The sequence below is a fragment of the Stutzerimonas stutzeri genome, from assembly GCF_024448935.1.
GTDB lineage: Bacteria > Pseudomonadota > Gammaproteobacteria > Pseudomonadales > Pseudomonadaceae > Stutzerimonas > Stutzerimonas stutzeri_AO.
Genome location: NZ_JAMOIE010000108.1, coordinates 1 through 14,347, shown reverse-complemented (window position 1 = coordinate 14,347; position 14,347 = coordinate 1). Strand labels below are relative to the sequence as shown.

At 59.5% G+C, this 14,347-nt stretch carries 15 protein-coding genes, 2 tRNA genes and 1 pseudogene; 13 read left to right on the top strand and 5 right to left on the bottom strand.

The window, feature by feature from the left end:
* The 3 genes from NA637_RS21705 to NA637_RS21695 form a co-directional block, all read left to right on the top strand.
* On the top strand, positions 1-744 hold a 744-nt coding region (locus NA637_RS21705; protein WP_256074613.1), incomplete at its 5' end, for an IS3 family transposase.
* A 41-nt stretch (positions 745-785) separates the two neighbouring features.
* Positions 786-1,541, top strand: coding sequence for an IS21-like element helper ATPase IstB (istB, locus tag NA637_RS21700; RefSeq protein WP_256074614.1), 756 nt, complete (start codon positions 786-788; stop codon positions 1,539-1,541).
* A 604-nt stretch (positions 1,542-2,145) separates the two neighbouring features.
* Complete coding sequence (locus NA637_RS21695) at positions 2,146-2,541, top strand: hypothetical protein (protein ID WP_153574032.1); 396 nt, start codon at positions 2,146-2,148, stop codon at positions 2,539-2,541.
* 109 nt (positions 2,542-2,650) lie between these two features.
* Here the strand turns inward: NA637_RS21695 and radC are convergent, their stop codons facing one another.
* Positions 2,651-3,160, bottom strand: coding sequence for a RadC family protein (gene radC, locus NA637_RS21690; RefSeq protein WP_023112231.1), 510 nt, complete (start codon positions 3,158-3,160; stop codon positions 2,651-2,653).
* Between the two features lie 447 nt (positions 3,161-3,607).
* On the opposite strand from radC, the gene NA637_RS21685 reads away from it, so the two are divergent.
* The 9 genes from NA637_RS21685 to NA637_RS21650 all read left to right on the top strand — a co-directional run bounded on the left by NA637_RS21685 (position 3,608) and on the right by NA637_RS21650 (position 10,747).
* Positions 3,608-3,811 carry a hypothetical protein gene (locus NA637_RS21685; protein ID WP_033947516.1) on the top strand — a complete coding sequence of 68 codons (204 nt, stop codon included), beginning with the start codon at positions 3,608-3,610 and terminating at the stop codon, positions 3,809-3,811.
* A gap of 98 nt (positions 3,812-3,909) precedes the next feature.
* Positions 3,910-4,131, top strand: a complete 222-nt coding sequence (locus tag NA637_RS25575; protein WP_033947514.1) for a helix-turn-helix domain-containing protein — start codon at positions 3,910-3,912, stop codon at positions 4,129-4,131.
* Between the two features lie 17 nt (positions 4,132-4,148).
* Entirely contained in the window at positions 4,149-4,547 is a 399-nt protein-coding gene (locus tag NA637_RS21680; RefSeq protein WP_237756059.1) for an Arm DNA-binding domain-containing protein, read from the top strand.
* Positions 4,474-5,397: a tyrosine-type recombinase/integrase gene (locus tag NA637_RS21675; protein ID WP_237756058.1), complete on the top strand. Its 924-nt coding sequence runs from the start codon at positions 4,474-4,476 to the stop codon at positions 5,395-5,397. The genes NA637_RS21680 and NA637_RS21675 overlap by 74 nt, the downstream gene beginning before the upstream one ends.
* Before the next feature lie 44 nt (positions 5,398-5,441).
* Entirely contained in the window at positions 5,442-6,479 is a 1,038-nt protein-coding gene (locus NA637_RS21670; RefSeq protein ID WP_237756057.1) for an aspartate aminotransferase family protein, read from the top strand.
* On the top strand, positions 6,476-7,705 hold the full coding sequence (gene trpB / locus NA637_RS21665; protein ID WP_052151324.1) for a tryptophan synthase subunit beta: 1,230 nt from the start codon (positions 6,476-6,478) through the stop codon (positions 7,703-7,705). Before NA637_RS21670 ends, trpB begins: the two co-directional genes overlap by 4 nt.
* Entirely contained in the window at positions 7,702-8,604 is a 903-nt protein-coding gene (trpA, locus tag NA637_RS21660) for a tryptophan synthase subunit alpha (protein ID WP_079384570.1), read from the top strand. Before trpB ends, trpA begins: the two co-directional genes overlap by 4 nt.
* Complete coding sequence (glyA, locus tag NA637_RS21655; RefSeq protein WP_033947507.1) at positions 8,570-9,841, top strand: serine hydroxymethyltransferase; 1,272 nt, start codon at positions 8,570-8,572, stop codon at positions 9,839-9,841. The genes trpA and glyA overlap by 35 nt, the downstream gene beginning before the upstream one ends.
* 15 nt (positions 9,842-9,856) lie before the next feature.
* The gene (locus NA637_RS21650) at positions 9,857-10,747 is read left to right on the top strand and encodes a LysR family transcriptional regulator (protein ID WP_256074612.1); all 891 of its coding nucleotides are present in this window, start codon (positions 9,857-9,859) and stop codon (positions 10,745-10,747) included.
* A gap of 15 nt (positions 10,748-10,762) precedes the next feature.
* Here the strand turns inward: NA637_RS21650 and NA637_RS21645 are convergent, their stop codons facing one another.
* Positions 10,763-11,056, bottom strand: coding sequence for a helix-turn-helix domain-containing protein (locus tag NA637_RS21645; RefSeq protein WP_256074611.1), 294 nt, complete (start codon positions 11,054-11,056; stop codon positions 10,763-10,765).
* Positions 11,057-11,162: 106 nt separating this feature from the next.
* Between NA637_RS21645 and NA637_RS21640 the strand changes: the two are divergent.
* Positions 11,163-11,803, top strand: a pseudogene (locus NA637_RS21640) (substrate-binding domain-containing protein).
* A 57-nt stretch (positions 11,804-11,860) separates the two neighbouring features.
* Here NA637_RS21640 and NA637_RS21635 read toward each other — a convergent pair.
* The 3 genes from NA637_RS21635 to NA637_RS21625 all read right to left on the bottom strand — a co-directional run bounded on the left by NA637_RS21635 (position 11,861) and on the right by NA637_RS21625 (position 14,187).
* Positions 11,861-13,792: a tyrosine-type recombinase/integrase gene (locus tag NA637_RS21635; RefSeq protein WP_181083906.1), complete on the bottom strand. Its 1,932-nt coding sequence runs from the start codon at positions 13,790-13,792 to the stop codon at positions 11,861-11,863.
* Between the two features lie 225 nt (positions 13,793-14,017).
* Positions 14,018-14,093 (bottom strand) — tRNA-Gly (locus tag NA637_RS21630).
* 18 nt (positions 14,094-14,111) lie between these two features.
* Positions 14,112-14,187: transfer RNA gene (locus NA637_RS21625), tRNA-Glu, on the bottom strand.
* Positions 14,188-14,347 lie beyond the last annotated feature (160 nt).

Here is a 14,347-nt window from a genome sequence, read left to right as displayed (position 1 = left end):
CATATCCAGCGGGTCTGGGACGGAAACTTCCACGTCTACGGTGCGCGCAAGGTCTGGCGCCAACTCAGGCGTGAAGGCGTGGTAGCGGCGCGCTGTACGGTGGAGCGACTGATGCGTCGGCTGGGGCTCAAAGGCGTCGTACGCGGCAAACCGGTCAAGACCACCGTCAGCGACAAGGCGACTCCGTGCCCGCTGGACAAGGTCAATCGCCAGTTCCGCGCCGAGCGGCCAAACGCGCTCTGGGTATCGGACTTCACCTACGTCAGTACCTGGCAGGGCTTCGTCTATGTGGCCTTCGTCATCGACGTGTTCGCCCGACGGATCGTTGGCTGGCGGGTCTCCAGTTCGGCCCGTACCGACTTCGTTCTCGATGCGCTGGAGCAGGCCTTGTATGCCCGTCGCCCGGTCGATCAAGGTGGCCTCATCCATCACAGCGACCGCGGCGTGCAGTATGTTTCTATCCGCTACACCGAGCGCCTGGCTGAAGCGGGCGTTGAGCCGTCAGTGGGCAGCGTCGGCGACTCCTATGACAATGCCTTGGCTGAGACCATCAACGGGCTGTACAAAGCCGAAGTGATCCACCGGCGGTCATGGCAGAGCCGCGAGACGGTGGAACTGGCAACGCTGGAATGGGTGGACTGGTTCAACCATCGACGATTGCTGGCGCCCATCGGGAACATACCGCCCGCGGAAGCCGAAGCGATCTACTATCGGCAATTTATCGAGTCTGCCCAAGCGGCATGACTCACACCAAAGAGCCTCCGGAGAATGCGGGGCGGTTCACCATGCTGCCCCATCCGACCCTGGACAAGCTGCAAACCCTGCGCCTGCACGGCATGCTCAAGGCGCTGAATGAACAACTGAAAACCCCGGACATCGACAGCCTGAGCTTCGAGGAACGCCTCGGCCTGCTGGTCGACCGCGAGCTGACCGAACGCGATGACAAGCGCCTGAGCAGCCGCCTGCGCCAGGCCCGGCTCAAGCACAACGCCTGCCTCGAAGACATCGACTACCGTAGCCCGCGCGGACTGGATAAGGCGCTGATCTTGCAACTGAGCAGTGGCCAGTGGCTGCGCGACGGCCTCAACCTGATCATCGGCGGCCCCACCGGTGTCGGTAAAACCTGGCTGGCCTGTGCCCTGGCCCACCAGGCCTGCCGGGCCGGCTACCGCGTGCGTTACCTGCGCTTGCCGCGCCTGTTGGAAGAGCTGGGCCTGGCCCATGGCGACGGGCGCTTCGCCAAGCTGATGAACAGCTACGCCAAGACCGACCTGCTGATCCTCGATGACTGGGGCCTGGCCCCGTTCACCGCCGAACAGCGGCGCGACATGCTGGAGCTACTGGACGACCGCTACGGCCAGCGCTCGACCATCGTTACCAGCCAGATGCCGGTGGACAACTGGCACGAGCTGATCGGCGACCCGACCCTGGCCGACGCCATCCTCGACCGCCTGGTGCACAACGCTTACCGGATCAACCTCAAGGGCGAGTCGATGAGAAAGCGGGTGAAGAAATTGACGGCGCCGGGCGCCTCAGACTAACAATGCAACCCCTGCGTCGCTGCGCTCCGACTGCCTGTCCGAATGATCGTGGAACAGGTGTCCGGATCAGCGTGGGCTGAGTGTCCGAATGGCGTGGAATCCGCAATCTTACTCATAGTTCAGTCCTCTAATGATTTACACATAGCCGAATACAGCCAGAATCCGGCTGAACATTACTTTCGTGAATTCCCCAAGTGCAGCAGGTGAATTCACACACAAGATGTATGGCATTTACGGCATTCAAATCAGGACCTTTCTGGTCTTGCTCATGACGCATAAGGTCTGAACCCATAACGGGAATGACGCGTGGAACGGCAGGACTGCATGGGAAATGCCCGCCTAAAACAGCACGGCAACAAGTGATATGTCACTGCAAAACCACCGCAGCCAGCACCAGAAGGGAGGACACCTTTAGAAATACACAGTGAGGGGCGATGTAAAAACTACAAGTTGGGATCGCTTGATTAAGACCCTAAGAGTCTTAAAGAAGCTGAAAAAAGACATGATATCAGGCAGAGGAGACTGGCCTCCATCCGCTGGATACGGTGGTTTCCTCGGGCGCCAAGGATAGAATTCCGAGTGGAACGCCCCCAGAAAGAAGCCAATGCGCAGCACCACAGCGCGACTGATCTTCTTCCGGGCCTGCGAAACAGCCCAGAAAGTCATACGAATGCAACGTTTCGACAAAGGAACTGCTATGCGACTTTTGTTTCAACGTGCGGCGGCACGATTTCAAGCACGGCGCACATGGTATCTGTACGAGTTGAGCGATTGGGCACTTGCCCTCATCGGCATTATTTCGTTTCTGATTGCGGGGTATTGGGGCATGGCCGTTGCCGACGTATTGCCAGACCTGGTTAAGATGACGAATAGAGGCGGGTTGTCCTGGATTAGAACCGCAGGTTTCGCATTACTCGGCCTCCTGGGTATAGCCATTTGGTTCTACGGCTGCATCGCGGCGCGCTGCCATAGCATTCTGTTCGAGCGGCATTTTCGCTGAAGCCAGATTACTGACAGCTGAGCCCTTATCTGCAAACACAGCGCGGAGAGTCGTGAGCTGGAGCCGCATTGTCAGGCAAAGCAAAAAAAGGGGCCGAAGCCCCCAAGGCCTACAGCAAGCCCTGCTCGGCAAACGATGTGGTTCTTTGACCTGCCACGATGATGTGATCCAGCGTGCGAACATCCACCAGAGCCAGCGCATCCTTGAGCCGTTTGGTTAGAGTTTCATCAGCTCGGCTCGGCTCTGGATGTCCGCTGGGGTGGTTATGCGAGAAAACCACTGCCGCCGCATTGAGCCGCAATGCCTCCTTGACCACTTCACGTGGATATACCGATGCACTATCGATCGTGCCGCGGAACATCTCGATGTATTCAATCAGGCGATGCTGTGTATCGAGAAACAACACTGCGAATACTTCGTGCTCAAAGCCTGCCAGCTTGGTGCACAGGTACTCTTTGACTGCTGCCGGATTAGTAAAAGACATGCCTCGCTGCATTTTTTGGTCAATAGCCTGACGCGCTGCATCAAGGATCTGGTCAACAGAGGCCGGTAGGTAACGTCCCTGTGCGTCACGCACCAGCAGAGAGGAGTCGATCGAGGAAAAAGACACTTGCGACATGTTCATGCTCCGGTTACTCGGGCGGAATTGCCCGGAACCGTGGCCAGCACGGCGCAGCGCAAGCAGTCAGGGATCGAAGACGACCGTAAGGGCGCAAGCGTGCGAGCACGCGCAGTCATTGACGGCGAGAACGCCGTGATACGGTGAAGGGAACAGCATACCGCCCACATTAGCCACACACCCGCATTGGCAAGTGCGCAGCACGCGCAGGCCCAGCAGGCCGGAGTGCGTGAAGGATCAAAGCCGAATGGCCGTGATTCAGCATGAAGCACGGGGCAACGCCCGAGAGCCTGACGGCATAAGTATGCCGACACGCCTATCAGCGCCATCTGTACGCCCACGCTCGCCCCAGCAAGTTTCCATCAAGGTTTCGCGGCGAGACAATTCCATGGACGCTTTCCATCACTCAACACCCCTCCCTGCAACAGATCGCAGAAGGACGAAATCATGGGCGCTTCGAGTCAGTGGGTACTGATCAAACGCTTCGCCGAAGTCACCGGCTACAGCGAAAACGCCGTGCGGCACAAAGTCAAGAACGGCACTTGGGTGCAGGGCCGTCTCTGGCGCAAAGCTCCTGATGGCCGCATCTTCGTCAATCTCGGCGAGTTCGAGCGCTGGGTAGAGAGCCAAGACCTAAGCCACGGTCTATAGCGCACCTCTAATACCCTCCCACATTGCAATAAACACTCAATGAGTGTATCTTAAAACATCGCCATTGCCCCTTAGCCTTTGGGTGAAAACATAAAGCCATGACCGACACGAAACCGCACAATCCAGCTCCTGATGCGGTTCGCCTGGCACGTCATGCAGCTGGGCTGACACAGACGGAGGCGGCGAAAATTGTCAGCGCCTCAATGCGCGCCTGGCAGCAATGGGAATCCGGTGAGCGCGCCATGCCTCCAGGGCTCTTTGAGCTTTTCATGCTCAAGACTCGGCAATGGTCCCTGAATGACAAACGCAAGACGGAGTAACCAGTAGGAGCAGCGCGATGACAGTTGAAGCAGCAGCCAAAACCGGCTACCCCGGTATCTGGATACATGGCAAGTCGATTCGTGTGGACTTCATGCATAAGGGTGTGCGCCATCGCCATACTCTTGGCCTAGACCCCACCAAAGCGAATCTGAAGCACGCTGCGCGTCTGCGTAGCGCAGCCATGTATGCGCTACGAACTGGCACCTACAACGAAGCGGAGATGTTCCCGCATACGCGTTCGGCACAAAGCACTGGCCAGCCAAGTAAGCGCCTGGGCGATTTGTGCGAGCGCTACCTACCTCTCAAGGCAGTAGACATCACGCCCGAGACACAGTCCAGGTATGAGATCGCCCTGCGTATATCGCTGGACACCATCGGTCCCCAACCGCCAAGCCGACGCGCTCAAGCCGGCTGATATTCAGCAACTCAGGGTAGACCTGATTGCTACCCGCGCTGTCTCCACCGTCAACCACTACTTGGCAACTTTTGCGGGTTTTCTGTATTGGTGCGAAGACAATGGGTACTGCAAAGACTTGGCCAAGCACTGCACCCGCTTCACCAAAAGCCATAAAGACCCGGACCCGCTGAGCTTTGAGGAGTACCAGGTACTCATTGAAAAGGGTTGCTTACACCCGATCGATCGGGCTTCGGTCACATTGGCGGTCTATACCGGACTGCGCCCCGGCGAGCTGCTGGCATTAGCCCTGGAAGATGTAGCCCCTGACTTGAGCAAGATCACTGTGCGCCGGTCAGTGACTCAATCGCTAACCTTCAAGGTTCCCAAGACAAACAAAGAGCGGACGGTCTTGCTGTTCCCCCCTGCCCGCGAGGCACTACAGGTGCTCATGGACGACGCCAAACAGCGCGAAGCCGTCGACCTGGAAGTCTGGCTGAACCGCCACGAGTCGCGTATCGACCATGTGCGCGTTCTCCTGTCGCCAAAAACCCAAGCACGCAAGAAGGAAGTGAACGAATTCTTCGTACCCTCTGCTTGGAATACTAAATGGGCCAACCTGATCCGGCGCGCCGGAATTCGTTCACGACCGCCTTATCAGACTCGGCACACCTATGCATGCTGGAACCTGACAGCCCGCGGCAACCTCGCTTTCATCGCCAAGCAGTTGGGTCATAACGACTACTCAATGCTCGTACAGGTCTATGCCCGCTGGATAGATTCAGAGTCCCCAAGCGAGCTGGAACGTATCTGGGCGAGCATGCAAAACATGAGGCAAATTGTCCCAAATTTGTCCCAGGACATCAGATAAAAATTTATAAGTGATTGATATATATGAGCAAAACAGGAAATCCTGTGCACACCTCCAATGTGTTCCGTATCGACTGGCAGGAGCGGCTGGGCGAGCGCCTGTGCGCCCTGGCGGACATGGAAAGGGCCTTCTTCTGCAACTCCGGCGCAGAGGCCAACGAGGCCGCGCTGAAACTGGCCCGGCTGTACGGCCATCACAGGCAAGTGGCACAACCGCAGATTCTGGTGATGGAGAACGCCTTCCATGGCCGCACCATCGCAACGCTCACCGCAACCGACAACCCCGCCAAGCAGCAGGGCTTTGAGCCACTGTTGCCCGGATTCCTGCGTGTGCCTTACGACGACATCGAGGCGGTGCGCCGGGTAGCCGAGCGGTCGCCGGACATCGTAGCGGTGTTGATCGAGCCGGTACAGGGCGAAGGCGGCATCCGTGCGGCGAGCGCCGAGTATCTGCGGGAGCTGCGCACGTTGTGCGACCGGCACGGCTGGTTGCTGATGCTCGACGAGATCCAGTGCGGCATGGGCCGCACCGGCGCCTGGTTTGCACACCAGCACGCGGGGATCGTTCCCGATGTCATGACAGTGGCCAAGTCGCTGGGCAACGGCTTTCCCATCGGCGGCTGCTTGGCGCGTGGGGATGTGGCTGACTTGTTGTCGCCCGGCCAGCACGGCACCACCTTCGGGGGCAATCCACTCGCCTGCCGAGTGGCCTGCACCGTGCTCGAGATCATGGCGCGCGACGACTTACCGAAGCGGGCAGCTACGCTGGGTGAGCAACTACTCGCGGGGCTGCGCGAGGCGCTCGACGGACACCCGAACGTCGTCGCCATTCGGGGCCTGGGCATGATGGCGGGAATCGAGCTCAACCGGAACTGTCAGGAACTGGTCGGACGAGCACTGGCAGAACAGCGCTTGCTCATCACCGTGACCCGTGGCTCCACTATCCGACTGTTACCTCCCCTTATCTGCAGCGAGGCGCAGATCAACGACATCGTGACACGGGTCGCCAGTCTGCTGTCTTCGGATACGACTGATCGTCGGGACACAACCACCGCGGCCGGACAGACGGAGCCGACGGCATGAGCTCTGCATCCATTTACGATCAGCCAGATGCCGCTGGATTCTTCGGCCGCTTTGGTGGGAGCTTCATCAGTGAGACGCTGGCGCAAGCCGTCGAGGAACTGCAGCAGTCGTGGCTGCGTTACCGCGATGATCCCGCCTTCATCACTGAGTTTCAAGAGGAATTGGCAGATTACGTCGGCCGTCCTTCACCGATGTACTACGCCCGACGCCTCAGCGAGGAAACAGGCGGTGCGCGCATCTTCCTCAAGCGCGAAGATCTCAACCACACTGGCGCTCACAAGATCAACAACGTGATCGGCCAAGCCATGCTGGCCCGTCGCATGGGCAAACGGCGCATCATCGCCGAAACCGGTGCTGGCCAGCATGGGGTCGCCACTGCGACGATTTGCGCCCGCTACGGACTGGAATGTGTGATCTACATGGGCAGCGAGGACATCCGGCGGCAGAGCCCCAATGTCCAGCGCATGAAGCTGCTCGGGGCGACGGTGGTGCCAGTGGAGACCGGTAGCCGTACCCTGAAGGACGCCATGAACGATGCGATCCGTGATTGGGTCACCAACGTCGATGACACGTTCTACCTGATCGGCTCGGTAGCCGGCATGCACCCGTACCCGGCAATGGTGCGGGACTTCCAGACCGTGATTGGTAAGGAATGCCTGACGCAGATGCCAGTGCTGTTCCGGCGCCTCGGTATGGCAAAGCAGCACCCCGACGTGGTGATCGCCTGCGTCGGCGGCGGCAGTAACGCTATCGGCATCTTCCATCCGTACATCAAGCACGAAGAAGTCCGGTTGGTCGGCGTCGAGGCAGCAGGCTTCGGGTTGGACACCGGCAGGCACGCTGCCTCGATACAGCGAGGCAGCCCGGGCGTTCTGCACGGCAGCCGCTCACTCGTTCTACAGGACGACCAAGGCCAGGTGCTGGATACCCACAGTATCAGCGCCGGGCTGGACTATCCCGGTGTCGGGCCGGAACATGCCTGGCTGCACGAGATCGGCCGTGCCGAGTACGTCGGTGCCATCGACGACGAGGCATTGCACGCCTTTCATTTGTTGAGCCGTGTGGAGGGCATCATTCCCGCGCTGGAAGCCAGCCATGCCGTCGCCCACGCCATCAAGTTAGCTGCAACGCTGAACCAGGAGCAGGCCATTCTCGTAAATCTGTCCGGGCGGGGCGACAAGGACATGGAGACGGTGATGGCCCAATCCACCGGAGGCCAGCCATGAGCCGGCTTCATAGCACCTTCGATCGTTTACGACAGCAGGGGCGAAAAGCATTGATTCCCTATGTCACTGCCGGTTATCCCTACGCAGACATTACCCCCGCGCTGATGCACGTTCTGGTCGAGGCCGGTGCCGACATCATCGAACTGGGCGTACCGTTCTCCGACCCCTCGGCAGACGGCCCAACGATCCAGGCATCCACCGAACGCGCCCTGCGACAAGGTATCGGCCTGCCGCAGGTGCTTGACCATGTGCGACGCTTCCGCGAATCCGACGCCGACACGCCGGTGGTGCTGATGGGTTATGCCAATCCAATTGAACGCCATGACTATCTACGCCAGCCAGGCGCCTTCGCTACGGACGCAGCGGCCGCGGGTGTAGATGGCGTGCTCGTAGTCGATTACCCGCCGGAAGTTTCCGGCGACCTTGCTGCGCAGCTTCGCCGCCACAGCATCGACCTCATTTTCCTACTGGCGCCAACTTCTACAGAGCGACGCATTCAGCAAGTTGCCGAACGCGCCGATGGCTACATCTACTGTATCTCAGTCAAGGGTGTCACCGGTGCCAAGACGTTGAATGTGGAGCAGGTGCGAGAGATGTTGGCGCGCATCCGCCTTCATGTGCGCATTCCAGTCGGCGTCGGGTTCGGCATCCGGGATGCCGATACGGCGCGCGAGATCGCCCGGGTGGCCGATGCCGTCGTGATCGGCTCGTGGCTTATCGAAAGCCTGGACGGCAAGTCGGCGGCCGATGCCCTGGCCGCGGCCAGCGACCTGATTCGCGAAGTGCGCCGGGAGCTGGACAGTGATGCGCCCGAACAGAATCAAACCCTGAAATCCAAAACTCCCGAAAATAGGACGAACCTCCATGTACGACAATGCCCTTACTCTCATCGACTTTGACCCTGAATTGGCTCAGGCCGTGCGGCACGAAGAACGCCGGCAGGAGGATCACGTCGAGCTGATTGCCTCCGAGAACTATGCCAGCCCGCTGGTGATGCGCATCCAGAACTCGGTATTCACCAACAAGTATGCCGAGGGCTACCCCGGCAAACGCTACTACAGCGGCTGCGAGTACGTGGACGTGGCTGAACGCCTCGCCATCGAGCGCATCAAGGAGCTGTTCGATTGCGACTATGCCAATGTCCAACCCCATGCCGGCGCGCAGGCCAACGCGGCGGTGTTCCTGGCACTGGCCAACCCCGGCGACACCGTGATGGGCATGAATCTCGCCCAGGGCGGCCACCTGACCCACGGCAACCCGTCCAATTTCTCCGGCCGGCACTACAAGATCGTGCCCTATGGTCTCGACCCCGAGACAGGGTTGATCGACTACGACGAGATGGAGCGCATCGCGCTGGAAACGCGGCCGAAGATGCTGATCGGCGGCTTCTCCGCATATTCGCGTCACAAGGATTGGGCGCGTATGCGCGCCATCGCCGACAAGGTGGGCGCGATCTTTTGGGTAGACATGGCGCACGTCGCCGGCCTGGTGGCGGCAGGCGAGTACCCGAATCCGTTGCCCCACGCCCATGTCGTCACCAGCACCACCCACAAGACCCTGCGCGGCCCGCGCGGCGGCATCATCCTCGCCAAGGGGCAGGACGAAGACCTCTACAAGAAGCTTAATTCCGCCGTATTCCCAGGTATCCAGGGCGGCCCGCTGATGCACGTCATCGCGGCCAAGGCGGTGGCCTTCAAGGAGGCGCTGCGCCCGGAATTCAAGTCCTACCAGCGCCAGGTGGTGACCAATGCCCGCGCGATGGCCGCTGTGCTCCAGGAGCGTGGCTACAAGATTGTTTCCGGTGGCACCGACAACCATTTGATGCTGATCGACCTGTCCGCCAAGCCCTACACCGGCAAGGACGCGGACGCAGCGCTGGCTGATGCCTACATCACTGCGAACAAGAATTCGGTACCCAACGACCCGCGCTCGCCGTTCGTCACGTCAGGCCTTCGCATTGGCACGCCCGCCGTGACCACGCGCGGCTTCGGCGTGGCCGAGTGCGAACAGCTCGCGGGCTGGCTGTGCGACGTGCTGGATACACAGGAGGCTGGTGGTGATGCCCCGACGACAGTACGTGACCGGGTACGCGAACAGGTGGTAGATCTTTGTCGCCGCCACCCCGTATACCGATAGACGGATGGCTATTACATGGAATTGCGGCACCTTCGTTGTTTTGTCGTCTTGGCTGAGGAGTTGCATTTCACACGTGCTGCGGAGCGCTTGCATATCGAACAATCCCCCCTGTCTCGAACGATCAAAGAGCTTGAGGATGAGTTAGGGGTAATACTTTTTGACCGAAACCGTCGAGGCACTGCACTGACCCCCGCTGGCGCCGCGTTCTTGCAGGATGTCCGCAGGCTGTTCACTGTCCTGGAGCATGCACGGGAGAACGTCCGGGCGGTCGCGGCAGGCCTGCGAGGGAGCCTGCGCATTGCCGTTTCCGATGGTGCGACCGATCCTCGGCTCTCGGCGTTTCTGGCCCGTTGCCGCGTAGAGGAGCCGGAAGTCGAGATACGTCTGGCCGAAGTGCCTCTAGCGGAACAATTGCGCGGCTTGCGATCAGGCGACTTCACGATTGGCTTCGCACATACTGCCGACGTCGGTGACGGCCTTGTTGCGGAACCGATCTGGCGAGACCCGCTGGTGGTCGCCGTGCCAGCCCGGCACGAACTGCTCGCCCACAAGGAGGTTCCGCTTCATGAGCTTGGGAGCCATCCGCTCGTCTTGTGCGACCCACAGGTATGCGAAGGTTACTGCCTTCAACTGTCGAAGCTCCTGCAGCCTCTGAAGCACAAGCCGAATGTTGTCGAGCACGCGTCCTCGCTGGACATGATGCTTACCCTGGTTGGTGCAGGCTACGGCGTTGGCTTCACAACGACGACTCGGATCGCTGGCTACCAACGATCGGATGTCGTGATCCGTCCCTTGGCAGTCGAATCCGCAGTCATCACCACCTACTTGCTTTGGCCCGAAAACAGCCGTTTGTCGGTTTCACTGGAGCGATTCATCGCTCGTCTACGCGACCGTTTAAGCGACTGACGCAGACAGTCAGGCTCAAGAATTGGTGCCGGAGCTAAGATTGCGTTCCGTTACCACCATCAGTTCCGCGGAACTTATCCCAAGCGCCGTGGCAATTTTCAGTATCAGAGCCAGCGTAGGCATATGTCCCCCACGCTCGATCTTGCCCATGTGCGAGCGCTCAACTCCAGCCAGACCTGCCAGTTCTTCCTGAGCAATTCCTTTTTCCATGCGCGCGGCGCGCACCGCTTTCCCGAAGGCCAGTGCTGGCTCGGCTTCAAATGTGGTGGTGCCTGGGGGACGGCCTCGTTGAACTGTACGCTTCTGCATTGACAGAAGCGTCGATCAGACGAGAGAATTTAACCACGTTAAATTTAACTCATTGTTATGATATCGGGTTGCTTTTTTGATCCGATGGATTACATGGGAGGCTTTCATGTACGACGCCACTGACACGGCTTCCCATTTCAAGCTCGCGATAGCACCAGGCGTGCCGTCGTCATGTCTTTCTATGCTGTTTGCCATGCAGCGAGCGGAGGAGCCGGAAGTCACCATGGCGTTTTTCGAGGTCACGGATGACAATTTGGCCGCAGGGCTGCGTGAAGGCCGCTACGATGCGGGATGTCGTTTCAGGATGTGAGCGACCCGTCCCTGAGCAGCCAGCCACTGTGGAGCGAAAATATGGCTGTTGCCGTGCCATCGCAATTCCACTTGCCGAACCAAGCGAAGCTGTCGATCGCCGAGTTGCGTAACTACCCCCTGTTTCGCTGGCAAGCAGAGGCCTGCCCCTTGCTGGATCGGCATCTATCTTCTTTAGCGCCGGCGGACCAGCAGCACATTCAGCACGTGACTTCGTTCGAGTTGTTGGCACTGTGGGTTGCAGCGGGCCATGGTGTTGGTGTCTCCGCTCAATCGCGCATCGAGCGCGCCGATGGTTGGGGAATCACGATGCGGCCACTCTCGGATGGCCCGTACGAGATCGTGACGCATTTGCACCGTCCCCAAGGGGTACTCAACTCCGTTTCAGATCGATTCGAGCGCAGAGCGCTGCAGATTGCCAAGGCAGGCACCGCCTGACCGAGAACCTGGCGACCGAAGCAGGCTCGCCCCGATCACCGGTCACTCCATTGGCCTTCAAGCGTCTTCAAGCACCAACGTGCTATCTACCAGTCGGCGAACGCTCTGCCGTACCTGCTCGGGGATAGACCCTGGCAAGACAGCCTCGGGAATATCGGCAGGTTGCTCATCGTTCGCAATGGTATGGACAACTACGGTCAGATTGGCCGGCGTCACCACGTCGATGGCTGCACGATCACCCAACTCCGGGTGCGGCCGGGTCAGCATACGGTAAAGCTCCCACGAGTCTGCTTCCGGACACTGTTTCATGAGCGCCAGGGCCAGCTTGTGCTTGAGCGGCACCAGTTGCCAATCGGGAACGCGCTGCCCCCGGTTGCCCAGGCTAATGGACAGCAGTTTGCCAGCCTTCAGTTCGCGGTTGATCTGATCCTTGGACTTCCCGGCCAGCTTGCCGAACAGTGGAACCGGCAGATTGTTCGGCGATTCGTAGATGGCGAGCATTTCTTCGCGCTCACGCTGGATTGCAGACACTTCCGGCTCCGGCGCCCGACTAGGGGGCGGAGGCACTTGCGAGAGCCTCTGGAACGTGGCCCCGGCAGTGTTCGGCGTCACCACGATGGGCATAGCCGCTACGGGCGGAACGGGAACGGCAGAGGAATCCTCCACAATGGTGGCAGCACCTTCCGCTTCTGCCATCGCCGGCACCCCATCGATACGGATGGTGAGATGCGCGCTTGCCGCTTCCACCTGGCCCTGTTCGAGCAGATCTAGGCGGTCGGCCCAGTCCTGCATCATCCGGCGGCGCGGCTCCACGTATTTGGCGTGGTTGTAGGCCGAACTCACCTTGTTCGGATCGGAGTGCGAAAGCTGCGCGTCCACCCAAATCTTGGGGTAGCCGATCTCGTTGAGCGCCGTAGAGATGGTTCCGCGGATGCCGTGGCCGGTCAGTTGATCCTCGTAGCCCATCCGTTTCAAGGCGGCGTTGAGGGTGTTCTCGCTGATGCGCTTCTTGAGTTCGCTGCGATGCGCCAGCAAGTATTGCTGGGCCGGCCGCATCACGCCCAGGAGGTAGCGAACGATCTCGGTGGCCTGCAGGGACAGCGGGACGATGTAGGGCGGCACATCCTGCGGGCGCTTGCCGGCTTTGCGCATCTCGTCCTGAAGCTGCTTGACGATCTGTGGTGGGATGATCCATAGCCTGCGATTGAGATCGAACTGATCCGGGGTCGCCAGGCGCAGTTCGCCGGTGCGCACACCGGTCAGAAGCAATAGCCGGATGCCGAGCTGAGTTTGCCAGCCGCGAGGGTTGTATAGCCTAAGCTTCTGGAGAAATGCGGGAAGCTCAGGCAGATGCAGGTAAGGATTGTGGTTCACCGGAGGTTTGGGCTCAGCCACCACATCCAAGTCCGTGGCTGGATTGGTTTCCATGCCTTCGACAATGACCAGGGCATAGCGGAATAACTGTCCCAGCCAGGTACGAACCTTTTCCGCGGTAGTAAAGGCCCTGCGCTGTTCGATCCTCGCCAGGACGCCCAGAAGCTGGGGCCGGCGAATGTCGTAGATCGACATCTTCCCAAGGCTGGGCAACACATCCTTGTCGAAGATACGGAGGATCTGCGAGAGCGTGCTCTGACGGCCTTCCTTGAGTTCCTTGCGGCGATGCTCGACCCAGGTATCGAAAACCGCCTTGAAGGTGTAATCGGAAGCCAGCTTGACCGCATGCCGTTTCTGCTTGCGATCGGTGTGGGGGTTGATGCCCTTGGCCAGCAGTGCCCGGGCCTCGTCGCGCAGAGAACGTGCCTCACGCAAGCCGACCTCGGGATAGTTGCCCAGGGAGATGCGTTTCTGCTTACCGAGCCAATAGTAGCGAAGGTGCCACGACTTGCCGCCAGTGGGGGCCACCACCAGGCCGAGGCCATCGGTGTCGGGTAGGCTGTAAGCTTTTTCAGCGGCCTTGGCTTGCCGCACAGTCAGATCAGAGAGTGCCATTTTGAGCTCCTAAGTCGCGACTTAGGCTCAATGCTCGTCACTGTTCCCATCCAACCCCAGCAACAACCCGGAACCGGCACCCCCCGCATTCTTTGGCCTCAATTTTGGCCTTAAAAACGCTGGCTGTAGGTGGATTTCAGTGGCTTTTGCTGGAACGAAAAAAGGGCCTTTCGGCCCTCTTTTCAAAGACTTACAGACGTCAGTGGAAGTCTGTAGATCATAAATTGGAGCGGGAAACGAGACTCGAACTCGCGACCCCGACCTTGGCAAGGTCGTGCTCTACCAACTGAGCTATTCCCGCGCTATCTACAACAAAAAATGGCGTCCCCTAGGGGACTCGAACCCCTGTTACCGCCGTGAAAGGGCGGTGTCCTAGGCCACTAGACGAAGGGGACGCTGCCCGGAAGCTGCTGCTTTATCCGGCTTTCAACGTTTCGCTTTAGGGCTTCACGCTGCAAGTGGCGCGCATTCTATGGAGGTCGTTCATGGTCGTCAAGCACCATCTAGAAATATTTTATGAACCCAACGTATAGCCAGCAGCAATTCTCATTATGG